Annotated in this window: 21 protein-coding genes and 1 tRNA gene; 8 read left to right on the top strand and 14 right to left on the bottom strand. The window is 66.0% G+C overall.

The features are described 5' to 3' along the window. Positions 1–37: 37 nt before the first annotated feature. Together rarD and yedA are read right to left on the bottom strand one after the other, a co-directional pair. Complete coding sequence (gene rarD / locus AC27VL_RS17225; RefSeq protein ID WP_488767549.1) at positions 38–937, bottom strand: EamA family transporter RarD; 900 nt, start codon at positions 935–937, stop codon at positions 38–40. Next, positions 934–1,839: a drug/metabolite exporter YedA gene (gene yedA, locus AC27VL_RS17220; protein WP_100554472.1), complete on the bottom strand. Its 906-nt coding sequence runs from the start codon at positions 1,837–1,839 to the stop codon at positions 934–936. The genes rarD and yedA overlap by 4 nt, the downstream gene beginning before the upstream one ends. 222 nt (positions 1,840–2,061) lie before the next feature. Here yedA and AC27VL_RS17215 point away from each other — a divergent pair, with 222 nt between their 5' ends. Continuing rightward, on the top strand, positions 2,062–3,396 hold the full coding sequence (locus tag AC27VL_RS17215) for an MFS transporter (RefSeq protein WP_099819627.1): 1,335 nt from the start codon (positions 2,062–2,064) through the stop codon (positions 3,394–3,396). Between the two features lie 31 nt (positions 3,397–3,427). Beyond that, positions 3,428–3,763, top strand: coding sequence for a hypothetical protein (locus AC27VL_RS17210; RefSeq protein WP_100554524.1), 336 nt, complete (start codon positions 3,428–3,430; stop codon positions 3,761–3,763). A gap of 161 nt (positions 3,764–3,924) precedes the next feature. Here AC27VL_RS17210 and AC27VL_RS17205 read toward each other — a convergent pair whose 3' ends face one another. The 4 genes from AC27VL_RS17205 to AC27VL_RS17190 all read right to left on the bottom strand — a co-directional run bounded on the left by AC27VL_RS17205 (position 3,925) and on the right by AC27VL_RS17190 (position 8,526). After that, on the bottom strand, positions 3,925–5,577 hold the full coding sequence (locus AC27VL_RS17205; protein ID WP_230110305.1) for a M28 family metallopeptidase: 1,653 nt from the start codon (positions 5,575–5,577) through the stop codon (positions 3,925–3,927). Between the two features lie 105 nt (positions 5,578–5,682). Further along, positions 5,683–6,615: an MBL fold metallo-hydrolase gene (locus AC27VL_RS17200; protein ID WP_488767546.1), complete on the bottom strand. Its 933-nt coding sequence runs from the start codon at positions 6,613–6,615 to the stop codon at positions 5,683–5,685. A 183-nt stretch (positions 6,616–6,798) separates the two neighbouring features. Next, positions 6,799–7,095 carry a hypothetical protein gene (locus AC27VL_RS17195; protein WP_099819624.1) on the bottom strand — a complete coding sequence of 99 codons (297 nt, stop codon included), beginning with the start codon at positions 7,093–7,095 and terminating at the stop codon, positions 6,799–6,801. A gap of 135 nt (positions 7,096–7,230) precedes the next feature. After that, a complete protein-coding gene (locus AC27VL_RS17190; RefSeq protein ID WP_099819623.1) occupies positions 7,231–8,526 on the bottom strand; it encodes a tryptophan--tRNA ligase in 1,296 nt (431 codons plus the stop codon). Between the two features lie 108 nt (positions 8,527–8,634). Here AC27VL_RS17190 and AC27VL_RS17185 point away from each other — a divergent pair, with 108 nt between their 5' ends. Continuing rightward, positions 8,635–9,441: a hypothetical protein gene (locus AC27VL_RS17185; RefSeq protein WP_089241426.1), complete on the top strand. Its 807-nt coding sequence runs from the start codon at positions 8,635–8,637 to the stop codon at positions 9,439–9,441. 78 nt (positions 9,442–9,519) lie between these two features. Here the strand turns inward: AC27VL_RS17185 and AC27VL_RS17180 are convergent, their stop codons facing one another. The 3 genes from AC27VL_RS17180 to rocF form a co-directional block, all read right to left on the bottom strand. After that, positions 9,520–9,741 (bottom strand): CsbD family protein, encoded by a 222-nt coding sequence (locus AC27VL_RS17180; RefSeq protein WP_089241428.1) that lies wholly within the window; start codon positions 9,739–9,741, stop codon positions 9,520–9,522. Positions 9,742–9,953: 212 nt separating this feature from the next. Beyond that, positions 9,954–10,091 (bottom strand): entericidin A/B family lipoprotein, encoded by a 138-nt coding sequence (locus tag AC27VL_RS17175; RefSeq protein ID WP_019661832.1) that lies wholly within the window; start codon positions 10,089–10,091, stop codon positions 9,954–9,956. A 166-nt stretch (positions 10,092–10,257) separates the two neighbouring features. After that, the gene (rocF, locus tag AC27VL_RS17170) at positions 10,258–11,178 is read right to left on the bottom strand and encodes an arginase (protein WP_488767542.1); all 921 of its coding nucleotides are present in this window, start codon (positions 11,176–11,178) and stop codon (positions 10,258–10,260) included. Between the two features lie 309 nt (positions 11,179–11,487). On the opposite strand from rocF, the gene AC27VL_RS17165 reads away from it, so the two are divergent. After that, positions 11,488–12,351: a hypothetical protein gene (locus AC27VL_RS17165; RefSeq protein WP_488767540.1), complete on the top strand. Its 864-nt coding sequence runs from the start codon at positions 11,488–11,490 to the stop codon at positions 12,349–12,351. Positions 12,352–12,994: 643 nt separating this feature from the next. Here AC27VL_RS17165 and AC27VL_RS17160 read toward each other — a convergent pair. Next, entirely contained in the window at positions 12,995–13,762 is a 768-nt protein-coding gene (locus tag AC27VL_RS17160; protein WP_191078288.1) for a DUF3011 domain-containing protein, read from the bottom strand. Positions 13,763–13,923: 161 nt separating this feature from the next. Here AC27VL_RS17160 and AC27VL_RS17155 point away from each other — a divergent pair, with 161 nt between their 5' ends. Further along, complete coding sequence (locus tag AC27VL_RS17155) at positions 13,924–14,859, top strand: hypothetical protein (RefSeq protein WP_488767538.1); 936 nt, start codon at positions 13,924–13,926, stop codon at positions 14,857–14,859. Positions 14,860–15,358: 499 nt separating this feature from the next. After that, positions 15,359–15,763: a hypothetical protein gene (locus tag AC27VL_RS17150; RefSeq protein WP_191078290.1), complete on the top strand. Its 405-nt coding sequence runs from the start codon at positions 15,359–15,361 to the stop codon at positions 15,761–15,763. Positions 15,764–15,821: 58 nt separating this feature from the next. Here the strand turns inward: AC27VL_RS17150 and AC27VL_RS17145 are convergent. The 4 genes from AC27VL_RS17145 to birA form a co-directional block, all read right to left on the bottom strand. After that, positions 15,822–15,897 (bottom strand) — tRNA-Thr (locus AC27VL_RS17145). A gap of 41 nt (positions 15,898–15,938) precedes the next feature. After that, on the bottom strand, positions 15,939–16,772 hold the full coding sequence (locus AC27VL_RS17140; RefSeq protein ID WP_191078449.1) for an SPOR domain-containing protein: 834 nt from the start codon (positions 16,770–16,772) through the stop codon (positions 15,939–15,941). Between the two features lie 9 nt (positions 16,773–16,781). After that, positions 16,782–17,513 (bottom strand): type III pantothenate kinase, encoded by a 732-nt coding sequence (locus AC27VL_RS17135; RefSeq protein WP_089241444.1) that lies wholly within the window; start codon positions 17,511–17,513, stop codon positions 16,782–16,784. Further along, positions 17,510–18,475 carry a bifunctional biotin--[acetyl-CoA-carboxylase] ligase/biotin operon repressor BirA gene (gene birA, locus AC27VL_RS17130; protein WP_089242004.1) on the bottom strand — a complete coding sequence of 322 codons (966 nt, stop codon included), beginning with the start codon at positions 18,473–18,475 and terminating at the stop codon, positions 17,510–17,512. Before birA ends, AC27VL_RS17135 begins: the two co-directional genes overlap by 4 nt. 143 nt (positions 18,476–18,618) lie before the next feature. On the opposite strand from birA, the gene AC27VL_RS17125 reads away from it, so the two are divergent. Next, positions 18,619–18,894 carry a hypothetical protein gene (locus AC27VL_RS17125; RefSeq protein ID WP_100554462.1) on the top strand — a complete coding sequence of 92 codons (276 nt, stop codon included), beginning with the start codon at positions 18,619–18,621 and terminating at the stop codon, positions 18,892–18,894. Next, the gene (locus AC27VL_RS17120; protein ID WP_165781033.1) at positions 18,861–19,652 is read left to right on the top strand and encodes a M90 family metallopeptidase; all 792 of its coding nucleotides are present in this window, start codon (positions 18,861–18,863) and stop codon (positions 19,650–19,652) included. Before AC27VL_RS17125 ends, AC27VL_RS17120 begins: the two co-directional genes overlap by 34 nt. The last annotated feature ends 32 nt before the right edge of the window (positions 19,653–19,684 follow it).

Here is a 19,684-nt window from a genome sequence, read left to right as displayed (position 1 = left end):
GACCCATAGGTTCGCCGGGCATGGCCCGGCGCTACCGCTACCGCTTGGCGGCGCGCATCGCACGCACGTTGTCTGCGACGAACAGGATCAACCCGGCCCAGATCGCCGCAAAACCAATCGCCTTGCCGGTGTCGAAGGCCTCGTGGAAGAAGAACACGCCCAGCAGCAGCTGCAGGCTCGGTGCGATGTACTGCAGGATGCCAACCAGCGACAGCGGAATCCGCTTCACCCCGTAGGCGAAACCGATCAGCGGCACCGCCGTGACCACGCCACCGAAGATCAACAGCAGATCGTTGCCCCAGCCCCAGCCACCGAAGAAGCCGCCGCCATGGCCGTTCTCGGCCCACAGCGCAAAGCCCAGCGCCGGCAGGAACAGATACAGGCTTTCCACGCCCAGCCCGGCCACCGGATCGACCGACACCAGCTTGCGCAGCAGGCCATACAGGCCGAACGAGCAGGCCAGGCCCAGCGCGATCCACGGCGGCGTACCCGCATCGATGGTCAACCAGGCCACGCCCACCGCAGCGATGGCCACCGCCACCCACTGCACGCGGCGCAAGCGCTCTTTCAGCACCAGCACGCCCAGCAGCACGTTCACCAGCGGGTTGATGAAGTAGCCCAGGCTGGTCTCGATCACGTGACCGGCATTGACCGCCCAGATGTACAGGCCCCAGTTGAAGGCGATGGTCAGGCTCGATACCGCCAGGATCGGCAGCGCGCGCGGTTGCGCGGCGATCTTCTTCCACCAGCCGAAGCGCGAGGCGATCAGCAGCCAGGCCACCACCAGCACGGTGCTCCAGATGATGCGGTGGGCGATGATCTGGAACGACGGCACCTCGTTCAGCAGGTGCCAGTAGACCGGCACCAGCCCCCACAGCACGAAGGTGGACGCGGTGACCAGCAGGCCGCGGCGTTGTTCTTTCTCGTCCATGCTCATCGCTTGCGTGTCCTTGCCATCGTCAGTACCACCACACCCAGAAGTATCACTGCCATGGCCAGGAAGTCGCGCCAGCCGAAACGTTCGCCGTTCAACGCCGCACCCAGCAGCACCGCGATCACCGGATTGACGTAGGCATAGCTGCCGGCCAGCGCCGGGCGTACGTTCTGCAGCAGCCAGACGTAGGCGGTGAACGCCACGATCGAACCGAACACGCACAGGTAGGCCATCGCCAGCAGGCCACCGGTATCGGGCAGCGTGGTTGGGCGCTCGCCGACGACCAGGCCGATCAGCACCAGCAGCACACCACCGCAGATCATCTGCCCGGCGGCCGTCATGAACGGGCCCGGCAGGTCCTGCCCGCGTGCCCACACCGAGCCGAACGCCCACCCGACCGGTGCGATCAGCAGCAGCACCAGCCCGGTGGGCGAGGCAGTCAGGCTGCTGCCCGCGTTGAGCCAGACCACGCCGACGAAGCCGACGGCGATGCCCAGCCATTCACCCTTGCTGGCGTGCTGGCCACGCAGGGCCGAGAACAACGCCATCCACAGCGGCACCGAGGCCACCGCCGTGGCGGCCAGGCCGGATGACACCTCGCGCTCGGCCAGCACCACCATGCCGTTGCCCAGCACCAGCATGGTCACGCCCATGATGGCCAGGTTGCGCCACTGCCGCAGGCTCGGCCGCGGCATCTTCCAGAACAGGCGCAGTGCCAGGTACATCACGCCGCCGGCAATGATGAACCGGCTGCCGGAGACCATCGTCAGCGGCAGCGCGCCGCCATGCAGGGCCTTGGCGATACCCAGGTAGGTCGAGCCCCAGACCACGTAGACCAGCAGCAGCGCCAACGCGACAAGGCCACCCCGGGGGGCAGCCGCAGACGGAACGGGGGGAGCCGACATGACACACCAGGGAGCCGGGGGAAAACGGATTTTAGGACGTTTTGGTTATGGTCCGGCAGCCCATGTGGTGGCACGCTGTCATCCATCCATGTCCCGCCCGCCCTTCCGGCACCCGGCGTTGACGTGGGACGCAGTACCCAGGAGGCTGGCCGGCAGCGCACTGCGCGCCCCTGGCACCGATCTTTCCCGCATGGACGCACCGCATCGAGGATTCCCACCCAGATGAGCACCACGTCCCAACCCGCCGTACCCGCCAGCGATGGCGCCGCCCTGCGGCGTTCCATCTCCAACACCCTCAAAGGCTCCGCCGGCAACCTGGTGGAGTGGTACGACGTCTACGTGTACTCGGTGTTCGCCGTGTACTTCGAATCGCAGTTCTTCTCGCCTGAAGACAAGAACTCCACCATGTACGTGTGGGCGATCTTCGCCGCGACGTTCCTGATGCGCCCGATCGGCGCGTGGTTCTTCGGCCGCTTCGCCGACCGTCATGGCCGTCGCCTGGCGTTGACCGTGTCGGTCACGCTGATGGCCTTCTGCTCGTTCATCATCGCCATCACCCCCACCGCTGCCAGCATCGGCATCTGGGCGGCGATCATCCTGCTGTTCGCGCGTCTGCTGCAGGGCTTCGCCACCGGTGGCGAGTACGGTGCCAGCGCCACGTACATGTCCGAGGCCGCCATTCCCGGCCGCCGCGGCTTCCTGTCCTCGTTCCACTACGTCACCCTGGTGGGCGGCCATGTGCTGGCCCAGCTGACCCTGTTCGTGATGCTGACGTTCTGGGCCAAGCCGGAAATCTCAGAGTGGGGCTGGCGCATCGCCTTCGGCATCGGTGGCATCGCCGCCGTGGTGGTGTTCTGGCTGCGCCGTGGCATGGACGAATCGCTGTCGGAATCCTCCATCGAAGCCGCGCGCGAGGGCAAGGACAAGAAGTCCGGCTCGATGTACGAACTGTTCGTGCACCAGTGGCGTCCGCTGCTGCTGTGCTTCCTGATCACCGCCGGTGGCACCATCGCCTTCTACACCTACTCGGTGAACGGCCCGAAGATGATCCAGAGTGCGTTCGCCGGCAACGATCCGATGACCGGCACGCTGATCAACCTGGGTGTGCTGGCCTTCCTGATGGTGTTGCAGCCGGTGGGCGGCTGGCTGTCTGACATCATCGGCCGCAAGAGCCTGCTGGTGTTCTTCGGCGTGGGCGGCGTGCTGTACAGCTGGTACCTGATCACCCAGCTGCCGCACCAGCACGATGCCACCCTCGCCTTCCTCACCCTGGCACTGGGCTTTGTCATCCTCACCGGCTACACCTCCATCAATGCCGTGGTGAAGGCAGAACTGTTCCCCACCCACATCCGTGCGCTGGGCGTGGGCTTCGGCTATGCATTGGCCAACTCGCTGTTCGGCGGCACCGCGCCGCTGCTGTACCAGGGCGCGTTGAAGACCGGCCACGTGGACTGGTTCGCCATCTACGTCACCGCGACGATCGCGGTATCGTTGGTGGTCTATGTATTCTTCCTCACCAACAAGGGCCCCAACTGGCTCGACGGCACCCGCAAGTAAGCGCGCCGTAGTGATCGCGGCCACCGGTGCAATGCCGGTGGCCGCCGCTTCTCCTGCCACGCCGCTGGTGTGGCTTGCACTGGGTCTGGGCGCAGCAACCCTGCTGGCATGGCTGATCCGCCGGCCCGGCGCCCAGGCGAGTTGGCCACGTATCGGCTTCGGCATTGCCCTGCTGGCGTTCTGCGCTGCGCTGGTGCTGCAGCTGGCAGCGGATCTGGGCAGCGGTGCCAGCTCCCTGCATCTGCGTCTGAGCCGGGGTAGCAATCCTGCACCGGTGGCCGGCCTGCGCATGATGGTGGCCTGCTATCTGGCCGCGCTTGTGGCCGCCGGCTGGGGCGCCTGGAAGCTGCTGCGGAAGACGTGGTAATGCCGGCCGCTGGCCGGCACCTGCGCATCCCTTCGGAAGGTTCATGAGCTTGCCGGCCAGCGGCCGGCACTACCCGTGCGTTCAGAGGTTGTCGGCCGGCGGCCGGCATTGCCCGTGCGTTCAGAGGTTGCCGGCCAGCAGAGGTCGGCATTGCCGTGCGCTTACCGGCGGGCGGCTTCGCTCTTCTCGCGGGCGCCGTGGAATTCCGATTCCTTCTCCCACTGCGGCCAGCGACGGCTGTTGGCCAGCTCGGCGCCCAGATCGTAGACCAGCAGGGTATCGGCCGCGTGACCCGCCGGATCCCAGCTCGGCGTCCACGCATCGCAGGCCTGGTGGTAGCAGTCGGCGAAGTACTTTTCGCGCAGCGCGCGGCCAGCGTCGACACCGCCGTCCAGCTTGTCCAGGCCCGGGCCGATGGTGATCGCCGGCACGCCCAGGCGGGCGAAGGCGAAGTGGTCGGCACGGTAGAAGAAGCCAGCTTCCAGATTCGGGTCCGGGCTGTAGCTGCGGCCGCGGGCCTTGGCCACGCGTTCCAGGTCGCCTTCCAGCGACACCCGGCCCTTGCCCCACGACGCGATGTCACGGGTGGCACCATCCGGGCTGAACATCTCGATGTTCAGTACCGCAGCGGTCTTGTCCAGCGGCGCCAGCGGGTGCGCGGCGTAGTAGCTGGCACCCAGTAGGCCCTTCTCTTCGGCGGTCAGCGCGACGAAGTACAGGGTGCGCTGCGGCTGCGGGCCGGCGGCGAACACCCGGCCCAGTTCCAGCACGGTGGCCACACCGGTGGCGTTGTCGATCGCACCGCGGCGGATGCGGTCGCCCTTGGCGTCGGCCTGGCCGATGCCGAAGGCATCCCAGTGCGCCGAGAAGATCACCGCCTCATCGGCGTGCTCGCCGCCGGGCAGCTTGGCCACCACGTTGCGGGTCACCACCTGCTCGCGCTTGAGCGCGAAATCGACGCTCAGCTTGGCGTTGTCCAGCGCAACCGGACGGAAGTCCGCGCTCATCGCCTTGCGCTTCTCGGCATCGAAATCCAGGCCGGCGTCGGCGAAGATCTGTTCGGCCAGCTCCCGCTGCATCCAGCCACGCAGCGGCGTGTGCTGGGCCATCGCTTCGGCCTGGCCGCGCTCGATATCGAACAGCGGCGAGGTGCCCGAACTCTTCACCGTGGCCCAGCCGTAGGCGGCCGGTGCGGTCTCATGCACGATCAGCACGCCTTCGGCACCACGGCGTGCGGCTTCCTCGAACTTGTAGGTCCAGCGGCCGTAGTAGGTCACCGCCTTGCCATCGAACGCACCCGGCGCATCGGCCTCGAAATCGGCGTCGTTGATCAGCATCACGGCGATCTTGCCGTGCAGGTCCACGTCCTTGTAGTCGTTCCAGTGGCGCTCGGGCGCGTCGATGCCGTAGCCGACGAACACCAACGGCGCATCCTTGATCTGCACGCGCTTGCGCGGCTGCAGGCTCTGCAGGGTCACGTCCACGCCATTGGCCAGCGCACGCTTGCCGCCCTTCAGGGCGAGACTGGCCTTGGCCGGGCCATCCAGCTGCGCGCGCACCAACGGCACCGGCTGCACCCAGCTGCCATCCACACCACCCGGCTGCAGCCCGTAGCTGCGGAACTGCTCGATCAGGTACTGCACGGTGCGTTCTTCGCCTTCGGTGGCCGGTGCCCGGCCTTCGAATTCGTCCGATGCCAGCACGCGCACATGACGCGACAGCGCCTGCGGATCGATGCCGCCGCCGGGCAGGTCATTGGCCGCATGGGCCAGGCCACCGACGAACAGGCAGGACGACAGCAGCAACACGCGCATCGGGTTCACGGCAGTACCACGGCTAGCTTGGAAGTCACCAGAGTGTAACGTGGTCGTGACATCGCGGCGCAGCCTGGGCGCGCGTCATTCACGCGTGGCGTGGATCTACCGCGGCGCGCGGTCCAGCCAGCAGGCCAGGCCCTGTGCGTTGAGTTCGATATCCATCGCCAGCACCTCGGTTACCGCAGCCAGGTCCAGTGCGCAGCCATGCTGCTGTGCACGCTCCAGGTACAGCGCCTGCAGCGCGGCCAGCAGGCCGCGATGACGGTCGGGACGGCCGTCGCACTGGCGGCCGATTGCCGCCATCGCATCGATCTGTTCGAACAGATCTTCGGCCAGCTTTTCGACCTGTTCAACACGACCGTAGTGGGTCAGGTACATCGCCTGCGGTGCGTAGCCGAGCATGCGCTGGATCGACGCCTTCATCGCTTCCGGATCGAACTGCACCGGCGATGAGGTGGGGAAGATGAAAGCGCCCTGCGCACTGTCCAGTTCGCGGTAGGAGATACCGAAGGTATCGCCGGTGAACCAGCTGCGGCTGCGCGCATCCCACACGCAGTAGTGGTGCAGCGCGTGGCCCGGGGTATGCAACAGCACCAGCTCGCGGCCTGCCAGGTCGATGCGCTGGCCGTCGTCAGCCACCACCACGCGATGCTCGGGAATCGCTTCGATGCGGCCATAGCTGCGCGCGATTTCCTCGGCACCATAGACGGCGGTGGCACCGGCGATCAGCCGGGTCGGATCGATCATGTGCGGCGCGCCGCGCGGATGCAGCACCGCACGCGCATTCGGCAGCTGCTGCATCAGCAGGCCAGCGCCGCCGGCATGATCCAGATGCACGTGGGTCAGCAGCAGCCAGTCCACCGCCTCCACGCCCAGCCCGTTGTCGGTCAAGGCCTGCAGCATCGCCGGCACCGACAGGCCGGTACCACAGTCGACGAACGCGGCACGGCCGTTTTCGATGATCAGGTAGGCGGCATCGAAATCAGGCCGTTGGAAACCGGTATCGATGGTGTGGATGCTGGGGTCGGCGGTCATCGACGCGCACCTGGCAGGATCGGGAACAGAGGCCCATGGTAGGCGCGCCGGCATGGCGTGATCGATGCGGCTTTGGTCGGAGGGGGCAATTCCGTAGAGCCGAGCCCACGCTCGGCTGCCTTTCTGCCAGACATCAGCCGAGCATGGGCTCGGCTCTACAGAGGGCACGCGCGGGGCGCTACATCAGAGGCGCAACCAGCGCGGGCGCAGCAACAGGGCCATCACCAGCACCGCCAGGAACGCGCCATAGGCATACAGCACCGCCAGCACCTGTGGCCAGATCGGTCCGGCGCCCGGCTGAACCAGACCGATGTGGTGGCCCCAGAGCATCGCCACGATGCTCAGGGCGAGCGCAAGCGCCAGGGTGGCGCCATCGAACAGGCGCCGCCGCGCGGTACGCGGCTGTCGCGGGAACAGCCAGTACAGGCTGCCCAGCAGAATGAACCAGGGCAGGAACAGCAGCAGCGACAACCAGGCCATCGCAGACTCCATGTCATCGCGCCTGAGGCGCGCGGACATCATGCCATGGCTGCAATGCACTGTAGAGCCGAGCCGATGCTCGGCTGCTTTTCCGCCAAGCCGAGCGTGGGCTCGGCTCTACAAAGGTGGTGCAGGTCAGGCCGCTTCGCGCAGCACGGCCAACGCCGCCAGCACCGCATCGACCTCGGCTTCCAGCTTGAACAGATCGCTCTGCAGCTGGTCGCCCTGCTCGGCCTGCTTCAGCACGGCGATCAGCTGGCCGGCATCGCGCGGCGAGTCGAAGCCTTCGCTCTGGATCAGCAGCGTGCCGTCACCTGCGGTCAGCTTGAAGTAGAAACGGCCATCCTTCTCGCGGTACTGCTTGAACAGCGGCGGTGCGGCGCGGGCTTCACCGGCATCTTCGCTGGCGATGTCGCCGGCATCGGACAGATCACGCAGGCCCACCGCATGGCGCAGCTCTTCCAGCAGCGGTGCCGCCAGCTGCTCACGCAGCTGCTGGCCACGGCGCTTGAGCAGCGCTTCGATCTTTTCCGGCTCGGCCATCAGCGCGTTGTAGCGCTCGCGCAGCGGCGACAACTCGCTGTCGATGCGCTCGAACAGCTGCTGCTTGGCATCGCCCCAGCTGATGCCGTCGGCGAAGGCCTTGGCGAATGCGGCGGTCTGTTCCGGGGTGGCGAATGCCTGGTACATCTGGAACAGCGCCGAACCTTCGGTGTCCTTCGGCTCGCCCGGTGCACGCGAGTCGGTCAGGATCGAGAACACCAGCTTCTTCAGCTCTTCGCGCGGCACGAACAGCGGAATGGTGTTGTGGTAACTCTTGCTCATCTTGCGGCCATCCAGGCCCGCCAGCGTTGCCACCTGCTCGTCGATCACCACGTCCGGCAGCGGGAAATACTCCTTGCCGTACACGTGGTTGAAACGCTGGGCGAAGTCGCGCGCCATCTCGATGTGCTGGATCTGGTCACGGCCCACCGGTACCTGGTTGGCCTTGAAGATCAGGATGTCGGCGGCCATCAGCACCGGGTACATGAACAGGCCGGCGCTGACACCTGCGTCCTCGTCCTGACCTTCCTCACGGTTCTTGTCCACCGCCGCCTTGTAGGCATGGGCGCGGTTGAGGATGCCCTTGCTGGCGATGGCGGTCAGGAACCACATCAGCTCGGTGGTCTCGCGGATGTCGCTCTGGCGGTAGAACCACACGTGTTCCGGGTCCAGGCCACAGGCCAGCCAGCTGGCGGCGATCTCCAGGGTCGCGCGCTGGGTGCGCTGCGGGTCCTGCGACTTGATCAGGCTGTGCAGATCGGCCAGGAAGAAGAAGCTCTCGATGTCCGGCGCGCGGCTGGCCGCAATGGCCGGACGGATGGCGCCAACGTAGTTGCCCAGGTGGGGCGTGCCGGAGGGGGTGATGCCGGTAAGGACTCGGGTCGTCATGACTGCGTACGGAAACCTTCTATGAACGGAGCCAGTTTACCGTGCACACGGTCAACCCCGTCAGGGCCCCCGGCACGTTCATTCACCCAACCCCGCTGGAGACGCCCGATGAAACGCCTGCTGCCCCTGCTGCTGATCCTGCCCCTGGCCGGCTTCCGCCCGGCCCCGCTGCCCCCGCCGATGCCGCAGGACGGCCCGGTGCGCGTGGCCCTGGTCGACCGCGACCGCGGCACCGAGCTGCGCAGCTACCCGGCCGACGGCCAGCGCTGGGTGGCCGGTGAGCGCGGCCATCGCTATGCGGTGCGCCTGTACAACGACAGCCCGCGCCGGGTGCTGGTGGTGCTGTCGGTGGACGGGGTCAACGCCATCTCCGGCGAAGATGCCGATCCCTCGCAGACCGGTTACGTGCTCAATCCCGGCCAGCGCGCGGACATCACCGGCTGGCGCAAGACCCAGGATGAAGTGGCCCAGTTCGTCTTCAGCAGCCCCAGCGGCAGCTACGCCAGCCGCACCGGCCGCCCCGACAACGTCGGCGTGGTCGGCGTAGCGGTGTTCGAAGAGGCGCGCCGCTGGTACCCGCGTCCGCAGCCGATCCTGCGTGATCGCGCCGGGCCGGCACCAGAGGCCGCCGAAGCCTCGGCGGCCGCCGATGCCAGTGCCAGCCGCATCGAAGGTTACTCGGCCAAGTCGCAGGCACCTGCGCTGGGCACCGGCCATGGTGCACGTGAGAGTTCCTCGGTGCGCGATACCGATTTCGAACGCGCCACCCGCAGCCCGGCACAGGTACTGCAGCTGCGCTACGACAGCGCCCGCAACCTGCGCGCGCGCGGCATCCTGCTCGATTCACCGTCGCGCCTGGACCGCCAGCCGCAGGCGTTCCCCAACCGCTACGTGCCCGACCCGCCGGCACGTTGATCGCCACACAGCGCAACGCCCGCACCTTCCGGCGCGGGCGTTGTCTGTGGGGGCAGAACGTGGGCGAGCGTGGCCCGGTTACTTGTAGTCCGGGTAGTCCTTGCTCACGCTGTCCTGGAAATCGCGGACCTCTTTCTCAGCGCGGTCCTTGGCCCAGCCATAGCGCTCCTGCAGGCGGCCGGCGAGATACTCGGCATTGCCCTCGGCCACATCGAAATCGTCATTGGTCAGATCGCCCCACTTCGCCTGGGCCTTGCCCTTGAGCTGGGACCACTTGCCGGAAATGATGTCTTTGTTCATTGCTGAGGCTTCCTTGGAATGCAACGGCGTTGTTACCGTGCATGCAGCTTCCCGCAATGGCTGTTGAAGCACGGTCAACCGACCATGAAAACGCTGCTCACCTGCTTGAATGGTTCACTACCCATCGACACGCGGCGTCCACTCTCAACAATCGCCCATGAAAAAAGGCCGGGAAGATCCCGGCCTTTTCCGTACTGCGCACCGCCTCAGGCTCAGTTGCCCTTGGCAGCATCCTCAACCTTCTCACCAGCCTTCTGCACGTCCTTGCCGGCACCGGCAACGGTGTTGCAACCGGCCAGCAGGGCCACCGAGAACATCGACAACAGCATCAGGGCAACTACGCGCTTCATGGGCTTCTCCTTGGGTTTGCCGCTACACCGCTCAATCACGGGGTTCGGTTGTATTGATCGGGGCGGCAGGCTGGTTGAAGCCAACACTGCCGCGTGAGGTGCAATCTGGCGGCAGGGGCGTGGAGCGCGTGTGAACGGTTCGTCCAACCGTTCAGGCAAGACCCTCTCAGTCGCGCATCAGGGTCGATTTTCCGAACAGGCTTTCCACCAGATCCACGGCCAGTTCGGCGGTGCTGTTGTGGTTGTCCAGCAGCGGATTGAGTTCGACGATATCCAGCGAGCCCATGCGGCCGCTGTCGGCGATCATCTCCATCACCAGCTGCGCTTCGCGGTAGTTCACCCCGCCCGGCACGGTGGTGCCCACGCCCGGGGCGATGCTCGGGTCAAGGAAATCGACATCGAAGCTGACGTGCAGGTGGGTGTTCTCGTCGATGCCGGCCAGCGCCGCTTCCACGGTGCGCTTCATGCCGTTCTCGTCGATGTAGCGCATGTCGTAGACATCGACCTTGTGGGTCTTGATCAGGCGCTTTTCTTCCGGGTCCACCGAACGGATGCCGATCTGGTGCATCTGCGAAGGCTTGATGGCCGGCGAGGTGCCGCCCAGCTTGGTCAGTGCATCCGGGCCGAGGCCGCACAGGCAGGCCACCGGCATGCCGTGGATGTTGCCCGACGGAGTCACATCGCTGGTGTTGAAATCCGAATGCGCATCCAGCCACAGCACGCGCAGCTCCTTGCCCTGCTCGCGGCACCAGCGCGCGACTGCAGTGATCGAACCGATGCCCAGGCAGTGGTCACCGCCGAGCATGATCGGCATGCGCCCGGCCAGCAGCTCGGCGTAGCTGGCTTCCATCAATGCGTGGTTCCACGCCACCACTTCGTCCAGGTGACGGTAGCCCTGCACCGGCGCGGTCCACGGGTTGCGCGGGCCGTCCAGGTTGCCGAGGTCGCGCACGTCCACGCCACGCGCTTCCAGTGCTTCAGGCAGGCCAGCCACGCGCAGCGCTTCCGGCCCCAGCCGGGCGCCGCGATGGCCCGCCCCGATGTCGGTGGGGACGCCGATCAGGGTAACGGCGGGATGATGGGCCATGGGTGCCTCCTGCGAACGAAAAAGAAGCACAGTCTAGCCAGACGCATGTGACACCACTCGCGGCGGTGCAGCAGGGGATGGCGCCGCCATGCCGCAAAGGGACGACGGGCAACCGCGCGTAGGGCTTCCCCGGCCTTGTGAATCAGAAGTTCTTCCGCCTGTGATGGGGTTCTCCACACTGACGGATACGGCTCTATCGCTTTCCCGTCGGCGCAGCGAAGGTGCTCGCCCCAAATTGGAGGCAAGGATGTTCCTGCGTTGAATCGAAGAAAAATCTCACCCAGCTTCCCGAGGCCACTCAGCAAGCGCTTGTGTATCGGCACGCTCACGGTGTTGACGGCGTCCTGCTCGGTATCCGGCGCCGACACCTCCTCGGCAGGGCACGCGTCACTTCTGGAGTTGGAGGGTGCGGCATCTACCCATGAAATGGCCGATCCGCGTACTGCAAGAACGGATGCACAGCGATCCACCGCGACGGTCAATGCGCGCATCGCATTGGGACCCAAGGCGTTCCTGATCGACATCAAGAGCCCCGAGTACAAAGGAGATGCCACAAGCTACATCGACGAGAGAGTACAGCGATCAAAAACAGGCGACAGCCAGGCAAGCTACGAAATACACGCAAGGGTTGCCAGTTGCAAACGCGCCCTCGATCCCGGCGACGACGGTGAGTACAAGGTGTACTCATCCATGGGTCTTGCCGAGCAGTTCTCGAGGCGTATCGAAGAAGAAATCGAGAACTGCAAGACGATTGCCGAACGAACCGACATCACGGGAGAAAACTGGCTTTCACTGGCAGCCGCCCAAGGGTCGATTGAAGCCAGACTGATGTACGCCCAGAACCCTCGTGCGGCCATCGGCGATCTCACTGAAATTCTGTCAGATCCCAGCAGGCTGATCGACTATCGCCGGAACGCTGTGGAGTATCTAAGCGAATCTGTTTCCTCAGGGAACGTGGATTCGATCGAAGCTCTCGCAAACATCTATGACCGAGGAATAGTCGCCGAGCGCTCCTACACCAAGAGTCTCGGCTACTGGATGGCCCTGCAGCGCGTGCATCCAAGCCAGTACTCCGCGGAATCGATAAGCCGCCTGTCCAGCAGCATGCAGACTGAGCAGATCATTAACGCGCAAGAGCTCTCAAGTGAAATCTACCGATCATGCTGCGAATGAATCTCGATTGAAAATCCTACGAACCAAGAATAGACAGACCGCTTAATCATATGAAAACAAAGATACTTATTGCGGCAATCGCAGTCCTGGCAGCAGTCGTCGCACTTCCATTCGCGCATGCAACCTGGCCCTTCGGCAACGCTTCCTCCGTATTCGGCCCAGCGTCCTGCACGCAATGTCTTGGACAGATCCCACTTCCGGATACAGCGACGAAAGCATTTCTGACCAGATACATGCAGGTAACGAACAAGAACAATTTTGGGAGCTACCAGGAATACATCCAACCAGGATCCAAGGTCATCATCTGCAACGCGTCCCACTGCGTGACCTACCAAATGACCGATAGCCACGACTGGAATGGAACTTCGCGTGAACCCATCACGACGAGCCCTCCCGCTCGCGGCGGCGGCGGGAATGGCAATGGCGGCGGAGGCGGCGGCGGCGGTTACACCGGGCCCATCAGTGGCGGCAGCTATGGCGGCGGCGGCGGAGGGTCCGGCAAAGTCACAGTCGGCCCAGCCAAACCGTCCCGCCCCACCCACGAGGATTGACGGAGCTACGCGATAGCGTCATTGGCCTGCTTCTGCAGGCCAATTCACGCGCGAGCAGCCACATACCCGACTGCAAATCATGGGACACAGACTCAGCGCCGCTTGATCGGCGTAACGCTCTGCATCCGGCCGTCGTTGCGCATCATGCACAGGAAACGTCCATCGGGATAATCGATGATCAGTTCCTGGTAATCGGTTCCGACCGGCACCTGGGTCACCAGCGTGCCCTGTGCGCCTTTGCTTGCGTTGCACGCACCGAGCGCGGTATCGCCCGCTGGCGCGTTGGCTGCGGCCTTGGACATGTTGCGGAACGTCGCACGGCAACCACCGTTGACCCACACCGAATGCCGCGACAGGCCCCAGCTGCTGCCCTGCTCGCAACGGGTACGACTGAGCTGGCGCACGATCTCCACAGTGCCACGCGTGTCCATGTCGCAGGACACCTGGCGCTGATCGGTGGATTCGCAGGTCACTTCCCGTGGCAGCGCCGCATTGTCATCGCGATCCTGATCCCGGTGCTGCCTGCCCCCTTCTGCGGCCGCAGGGGAACCGACGCCGCTGACCTGGCAGATACCGTTGGCGCCGCCGCGCCCGGTGTAGCTGACCTGCGGTGTGCCGTCGTCGCCGGTGCTGATCGAAAGCGTGGTGCCGCTGTTGGCATCGCGCGCCTCGAAGTAGCGATCGTTGAAGCGCTTGAGTGTGGTCTCGCGGCCCTGCACGTAGACCGGCCCGCCTTCGTCGGCGTGCACGTCGATGCCACCCGGGCAACTGGCGTTGAAGAACGGCACAGCGGCCATTGCTGGAGCTGCGAAGGCGCTGGCGAGCAGCGCGATGGTCAACGACAGGCGGTGGTGGCGCATGGTCGGCTTCCTGGCAAGAGGTGTGCGGTGGCCACCAGTATGGGGGCTGCCGGAGTTGCTCTGTCGTGAGGAACATCAAGCCACCGGTCACCGGCCGCAGACCACCGCAAGCGGGCCAGCGCTATCATCGGCGGTATCACACGGACGTCCGGTACACACACATGACCGCCCTGCCCTTCGACCACGCGCAGCAGCTGCTGCTGGCGCTGCAGCAACGCATCCATGCGTTCAATCTGGACTGTGCGGCCGAGCATGAACTGGACATCCAGGACCCGGCCGGCCCGCTGTGGGCAGCGTTGCAGGAACGGGTGACCGTGGCGCCGTTGTACGGTGGCCTGCACGTGGAGTTCTTCGGCAACCCATGGGATGAGCCATTCGCGTGGACGCTGGCCTGCCTGTCCGATCAGCGCGTGGCCGATGCGATCATGTCGCTGTCGTTCACCGGCCCGGACGAAGGGGCCAACGGCACGCGTGAGTGGGAGTTCACTGCCCTGCTGGACAGCGACGTGCGTTTCCCGCGCCTGCGCTCGTTGTCGATCTCCCCGACCGAACCGGCCGACCACAACATGTCGCTGGTGCAGCGCGCGGGCACCATCATGGAAGAAGACGGCGAGATCGCCCGCTTCGTTTCCAGGGCGCCGCACCTCAGCGAACTGGTGGTGCCGAATGCACCGGATGCCGCGTTCTTCGAGGTGCCGCTGCCGCACCTGCACAGCCTGCGCATCGGCGGTGGCTCGGACACCCAGCGCTTCATCGACAACCTCGCCGCATCACGCAACCTGCCTACGTTGGGCCTGCTGGATTTCAGTGAATCGACGGAACTGCAGTTCGTCTGGGCCGACGCGCGCGAGATTGATGCGGTCACGCCTTTCGCGGCCTATGAGCGCTTGTTCGCCAGCGACGCCTTCGCCGCCGTGCACACCTTTCGGCTGCGAAACAGCGCGCTGACGCTGGAACAGCTGCAGTCACTGCAGGCCATGCGCCCACGGTTGTCGTTCATGGTCATCCAGGCAGCGACGGGGGGCTATGTCAGCCATTTCGCCAAGGATGTGTTCCCGTGGCGGCACCTGGTGCCGGGTGATCCGGGGCAGCGTTGATCGCCCAGCTGGTGCGTATGATGGTTGAGTCGATCGCTTGGGGACGTGGTTAAGTTGGCTTGACACGCCGAGTTGACTTTGCGCCGCACGATAGCGGCGCCACGGCCTGTTTCAGGCTCCAATAGCACGCCGCGCAGAATGTCGTTTATGTCTTGTGATTGGCCACGACAAGCCAATTGCGATAATTCACTCTTCCTTTCAAACAGCGCGATGCCATCGGAATAATCGACTGGCAGCGCGTGATTCTGCGTGCGCATGATGAATTGCCATCGACAACGGATGGCCGGGGCTTCCAACCCTGAGTGCTTGATGTATTTACGCTTGCCAGCCGGCGTCGCTGCTTCTTGAACGGCGCCGGCTGGCAATCCGTCTGCTGCCTTATGGCGGGCGGTGCGTGGGGGCCTTGTGCCCGCCGGTTTCATCAAGCGCCGGATTGGAAACCACGCATCGCCCGCCACCCTCTGCCGGTGGCGCCTCTGCTGCACCCGAGGATGCCCACATGTCCGCTCCTGACTATCCCTACCTGACCGCCACGCTGGGCGACGCCGCCGAACGTCTGCCCCCCGAGCTTGCGCAGCCACTGGAGGCTGCATTCGCCGCCGCCGTCGATGTCCCGGACCCGATCACATTGCAAGGCTGCCTGCAGCGCATCCGCAGCGGCGATGGTGCCGACGGTCAGCCGTGGCGCGGACCAGCGCTGACACCCGGCCAGGGCATGGCCATGGCACGCGCAGACCGTGCAGCTGCCGGACTGACCACCTTGCTGGAAATGTTCCACGCCGCCGAACGCGTGCGGGTGGATGGAGACGACGGGCAGCAGATCGGCGACGGAACGCGCGAAGGGCTACTGCTGGCGTGTCGGGGATTGGCGGAATACGTGGAGCTGCAGCTGCATGCGGCGTAGGCACACAGGCACGAGACTGCCCCAGGCAACAAAGGGGCAATTGGAGTTAGCCGGGAGATGGTGCCGCTTATCCGAATCGAACGGATGACCTACTGTTTACAAGACAGTTGCTCTACCAACTGAGCTAAAGCGGCACGGGGTGAAACGCCGACGGCAGTGCCGTGGTTTGGGAATTCTAGCGCAGTCGCGTGCATTCCAGCGACCGTTGCTGCGCGGCGCCGCTGCGCTGCTGCGCCTGGGCCGGTTCGGCGGCAGCCGCCAGCTGCCCTTCCAGCCACCATTGGCCGGCATCACCACTGGCGACCAGCCGCGGCTGGAAGCCAGCGGCCTGTACCGCGGCCATGCGCCGTTCGGCGCCCTCGCGGTTGCGGTACTGGCCCAGTGCAATGGCGTTGGTCTCTTCGCCCTGGCTGATGATGTAGTAGTCGCTCAGCCCGGCGGCGACGATGCGCTTGACCGTGGCCTGCGCGTCATCACGGTTGGCGGCGGCGGGCAGCAGCACGCGGTAACGGGCGCTGCCACTGGCGGCGGGCTGCTCGCGCAGGCGCACCTGGCTCAGCAGGGTGCCGGCACGGCCTTGTGCGGCGGTGGCGGCGGCACGGTCGGCGAACGGGCCCAGTGCCAGGCAGCGCGGCGTTGCGGCCGGGGCTGCGGGCTTCTCGGCCACCGGTTCCAGCGCTGGCTTGGCGATGGCGGCGACCGGTTCGGGCGCCTTCACCGGTTCGGCCGGCTTGCTGGATGCTGGGGGTATCGCCGGTGCCGGCGCAGGCGCAGCGGCCACTGCGGTAGCCGGCGCGGCCTCACGCTCCACCAATGCTTCTGTGGGTGCCGCTGCCGAGGCCTGTGCGGCCACGGCCGCATCGGTCCCGCCGGGCAGCCAACGCAGTTCGGCCACGCCGGTCGGGTGCGGCGGCAACGGCGCGCGCGCGGGCTCATCGCGCAGCAGCCACCAGGTGGCGACACCAAGATTGAGGATCGCCAGCACGACGATCAGGGCACGGGTCAGCATGCGCCGATACTAGCCTGCGGGCTGGTGCACCGCCCAGCGGGCGAGGCCATCCAGCACCAGCGACGGGTGGTAGTCGGCGCCGTCCAGCAGCGGCATCAGCGCGGGCGCGCCACCGCCATGCACCAGCAGCGACGGCATCACGCCCAGCAGCGCCTGCGCCTGGCGGGCACTGCGTTCGACCAATGCAACGGCAGCACCATCGCAGCCCGACGCCAACGCATCGGCAGTGTCGTTGGCGAATTCGCTGTAGTCACCACCGCTGGCCGGCAGTTGCACCGCGCGCGCGTGCAACGCTTCGCGCATGGTGGTCGGCGAGGCGGAAATACGTCCACCGTGATGCTGACCATCGGCATCAAGCAGGTCGATGGTCAGGGCGGTGCCGACACCGACCACCAGCACCGGCCGTTGCGCCTTGGCGGCGGCCAGCAGGGCCAGGAAACGGTCGACACCGAATTTTTCCGGCTTGGCGTAGGCAATGCGTACGCCTGCACACTGGGCGCTGGTGCGCACCACATGCACGTGCTCGAAGCGGCGCTGCAACTGATCCAGCATGGCGCTGGTCAGCGACGGCGCAGCGACGCTGGCGACAAACGCGGTTTCACCACTGGGCAGGCTGTGCGGCGGTTGCCCGGCCATGCCTTCGGCGCCGTGCGCCCAGGCTTGGACGTCGCCGGCGCGGTCGCCGTGCAAGGGGGCAAACTTGAAACGCGAATTGCCCAGGTCGAACAACCAGTCGCTCATGCTTTTCTCACACTGACTTCGCCGGCATGCAGCAGGCGCTCGCGGCCATCGATGTCAACGCGCAGCGCGCCATCGTCGGCCAGGCCGAGCGCGGTACCGTGCTGCCACTGTCCATCCAGCTGCACGCGCACTTCGCGACCGGCCAGCATGTCGAACGCTGCATAGCGCGGCAGGAACGGCGCCAGCCCTTCGCGATCGAATTCTTCCAGCGCCGGCAGCAGGCGTGCCAGCACCGCGGCCACCACCGTGTTGCGATCCACCGATGCGCCGGCCAGCGTGTCCAGGTCCACCCAAGGCTGGGTGATCTGTTCGGCGAAGGCCGGCGGCATGTGTACGTTGATGCCGATACCGATCACGGCGCGCGCCGGGCCGGCGTACTCGCCACCGCCCTCGGCCAGCAGGCCGACCAGCTTGCGGCCATCCACCAGCACATCGTTCGGCCATTTCAGCTGTGCCTGCGCATAGCCCAGGTCGTGCAGCGCTTCGGCCACGGCGACGCCAGCGACCAGGCTCAGGCCGGCCAAGCGGCCCAAGCCACCCTCGAACAGACGCAGCACCGACAGATACACATGCGCGGCCAACGGCGAGGCCCAGGTGCGGCCACGACGGCCACGGCCACCGGTCTGGCGCTCGGCCAGCAGGACGCTGACACCGCGCTGGGGCGCGCTGCACCGCAGCAATTCGGCGTTGGTGGAGTCCACCGTCCAGGCCACCTGCAGGTCGTGCAGCAGCGCGGCGGCGTCCTTGGGCAGGCCGGCGCGGATGGTCTTGGCCTCCAGCAGGTCGACCGGCCGGGTCAGCCCGTAGCCCTCGCCCGCACGCCCTTCCACCTCGACACCGGCGGCCCTAAGCCCTTGAATACGCTTCCAAATGGCGGCCCGGGTCTGGCCCAGCTCACGGGCCAGGGCGTCGCCGGACAGGCGACCGGCAGCGAGTTTGGCCAGCAGTTGGCGATCGTCCACGGCAGCTTCCACAAGGTCAGAACGGAATTATGCGGGAAAGCCGCCAGCGACGCCCGCCAGGCCCGGTTCCGGCGGGCTTCCAATCTGGCGCCGGGTTCGGGCTAGAATCGAGAGCTCACCCTCCCTTAACGTGGATGTCGTCAATGCGCCGTTATGCCCATTGCCTGATCCTGCTGACGATGCCCTTCGCGGCGTCTGCCACAGCAGCGCTTGATGACAGCCGTGGCGCCTGCGTCTATTCGGCAAGCGATGCGGCTTCGCAGCGCACACCGACCAGCGCGCCGGCCGCAGCCGCCGCCAAGCCGGCACCGGTGCGCCCGGCTGCTACCACCAGCAGCGGTGGCGGTGGTGACGACGATGTACTGCAGCGCATCCGCGCACCGAAGTGGCACAGCTACCTGCCGGGTATGTTCCGCTGATCAAGTCGTTGCTGCAGTGGCTGCGGCCCACGCCGCGGCCGATTGAAGACGCACACTGGAACGATGCCTGCCACCGCGCAGCATGGTTACGCGGCCTGGACAACGAACGGCGTACACGCCTGCGCGCGTTGACCACGCGCTTCCTGCATGAGAAGACCATCTCACCGATCGGCGACCTGCAACTGCAGCCGGCCGATGGCGTGTTGCTGGCCGCACTGTGCTGCCTGCCGCTGCTGGAGTTCGGCGAAGTGGGGCTGGAGGGTTGGTCGCAGCTGATCGTCTACCCCGATGCGTTCCGCGTGCATCGCAGCCACATGGATGCCGCCGGGGTACTGCACGAGTGGGATGACGAGCTGATCGGCGAGTCGTGGGACAGCGGCCCGTTGATTCTGTCGTGGGCCGATGTGCAGGCCGACCTGGCGGCACCGCATGAGGGCTACTGCGTGGCCGTACATGAGATGGTGCACAAGCTGGATGGGCTGGACGGTGCGATGGACGGCACGCCGCCGTTGCCGCGTGCATGGCAACGCGAGTGGGCTGCGGACTTCCAGAAATCGTACGACGCGTTCTGTGCGCAGGTGGATGCAGGCGTGGAAACGCTGATCGATCCCTACGCGGCGGAAGCACCGGAAGAGTTTTTTGCGGTGGCCAGCGAGTACCACTTCTCTGCGCCGGATCTGCTGGCGGAAGCGTTGCCGGAAGTGGCTGCGCATCTCAAGCGGTTCTACGGCGAGCCGCCGGTGATCGAAATACGGTAGTGGGGGGGGGGGGGAGGGGGGGAGGGGGGGGG

It is taken from the genome of Stenotrophomonas sp. 14P6.2.3 (assembly GCF_057799055.1).
Note: the sequence above shows the minus strand (reverse complement) of the source record. Positions and strands in the feature narration are given on the sequence as shown.

Excerpts from the sequence above, each read along its gene's own strand:
- AC27VL_RS17210 (WP_100554524.1), top strand. The coding sequence starts at position 3,428 with ATGCCGGTGGCCGCCGCTTCTCCTGCCACGCCGCTGGTGTGGCTTGCA.
- AC27VL_RS17125 (WP_100554462.1), top strand. The coding sequence starts at position 18,619 with ATGCGCCGTTATGCCCATTGCCTGATCCTGCTGACGATGCCCTTCGCG.
- AC27VL_RS17195 (WP_099819624.1), bottom strand. The coding sequence starts at position 7,095 with ATGGCCTGGTTGTCGCTGCTGCTGTTCCTGCCCTGGTTCATTCTGCTG.
- rarD (WP_488767549.1), bottom strand. The coding sequence starts at position 937 with ATGAGCATGGACGAGAAAGAACAACGCCGCGGCCTGCTGGTCACCGCG.
- yedA (WP_100554472.1), bottom strand. The coding sequence starts at position 1,839 with ATGTCGGCTCCCCCCGTTCCGTCTGCGGCTGCCCCCCGGGGTGGCCTT.
- AC27VL_RS17150 (WP_191078290.1), top strand. The coding sequence starts at position 15,359 with ATGTCCGCTCCTGACTATCCCTACCTGACCGCCACGCTGGGCGACGCC.
- AC27VL_RS17160 (WP_191078288.1), bottom strand. The coding sequence starts at position 13,762 with ATGCGCCACCACCGCCTGTCGTTGACCATCGCGCTGCTCGCCAGCGCC.
- AC27VL_RS17180 (WP_089241428.1), bottom strand. The coding sequence starts at position 9,741 with ATGAACAAAGACATCATTTCCGGCAAGTGGTCCCAGCTCAAGGGCAAG.
- AC27VL_RS17155 (WP_488767538.1), top strand. The coding sequence starts at position 13,924 with ATGACCGCCCTGCCCTTCGACCACGCGCAGCAGCTGCTGCTGGCGCTG.
- AC27VL_RS17135 (WP_089241444.1), bottom strand. The coding sequence starts at position 17,513 with ATGAGCGACTGGTTGTTCGACCTGGGCAATTCGCGTTTCAAGTTTGCC.
- rocF (WP_488767542.1), bottom strand. The coding sequence starts at position 11,178 with ATGGCCCATCATCCCGCCGTTACCCTGATCGGCGTCCCCACCGACATC.
- AC27VL_RS17190 (WP_099819623.1), bottom strand. The coding sequence starts at position 8,526 with ATGACGACCCGAGTCCTTACCGGCATCACCCCCTCCGGCACGCCCCAC.
- AC27VL_RS17205 (WP_230110305.1), bottom strand. The coding sequence starts at position 5,577 with ATGCGCGTGTTGCTGCTGTCGTCCTGCCTGTTCGTCGGTGGCCTGGCC.
- AC27VL_RS17215 (WP_099819627.1), top strand. The coding sequence starts at position 2,062 with ATGAGCACCACGTCCCAACCCGCCGTACCCGCCAGCGATGGCGCCGCC.
- AC27VL_RS17140 (WP_191078449.1), bottom strand. The coding sequence starts at position 16,772 with ATGCTGACCCGTGCCCTGATCGTCGTGCTGGCGATCCTCAATCTTGGT.
- AC27VL_RS17185 (WP_089241426.1), top strand. The coding sequence starts at position 8,635 with ATGAAACGCCTGCTGCCCCTGCTGCTGATCCTGCCCCTGGCCGGCTTC.
- AC27VL_RS17175 (WP_019661832.1), bottom strand. The coding sequence starts at position 10,091 with ATGAAGCGCGTAGTTGCCCTGATGCTGTTGTCGATGTTCTCGGTGGCC.
- AC27VL_RS17200 (WP_488767546.1), bottom strand. The coding sequence starts at position 6,615 with ATGACCGCCGACCCCAGCATCCACACCATCGATACCGGTTTCCAACGG.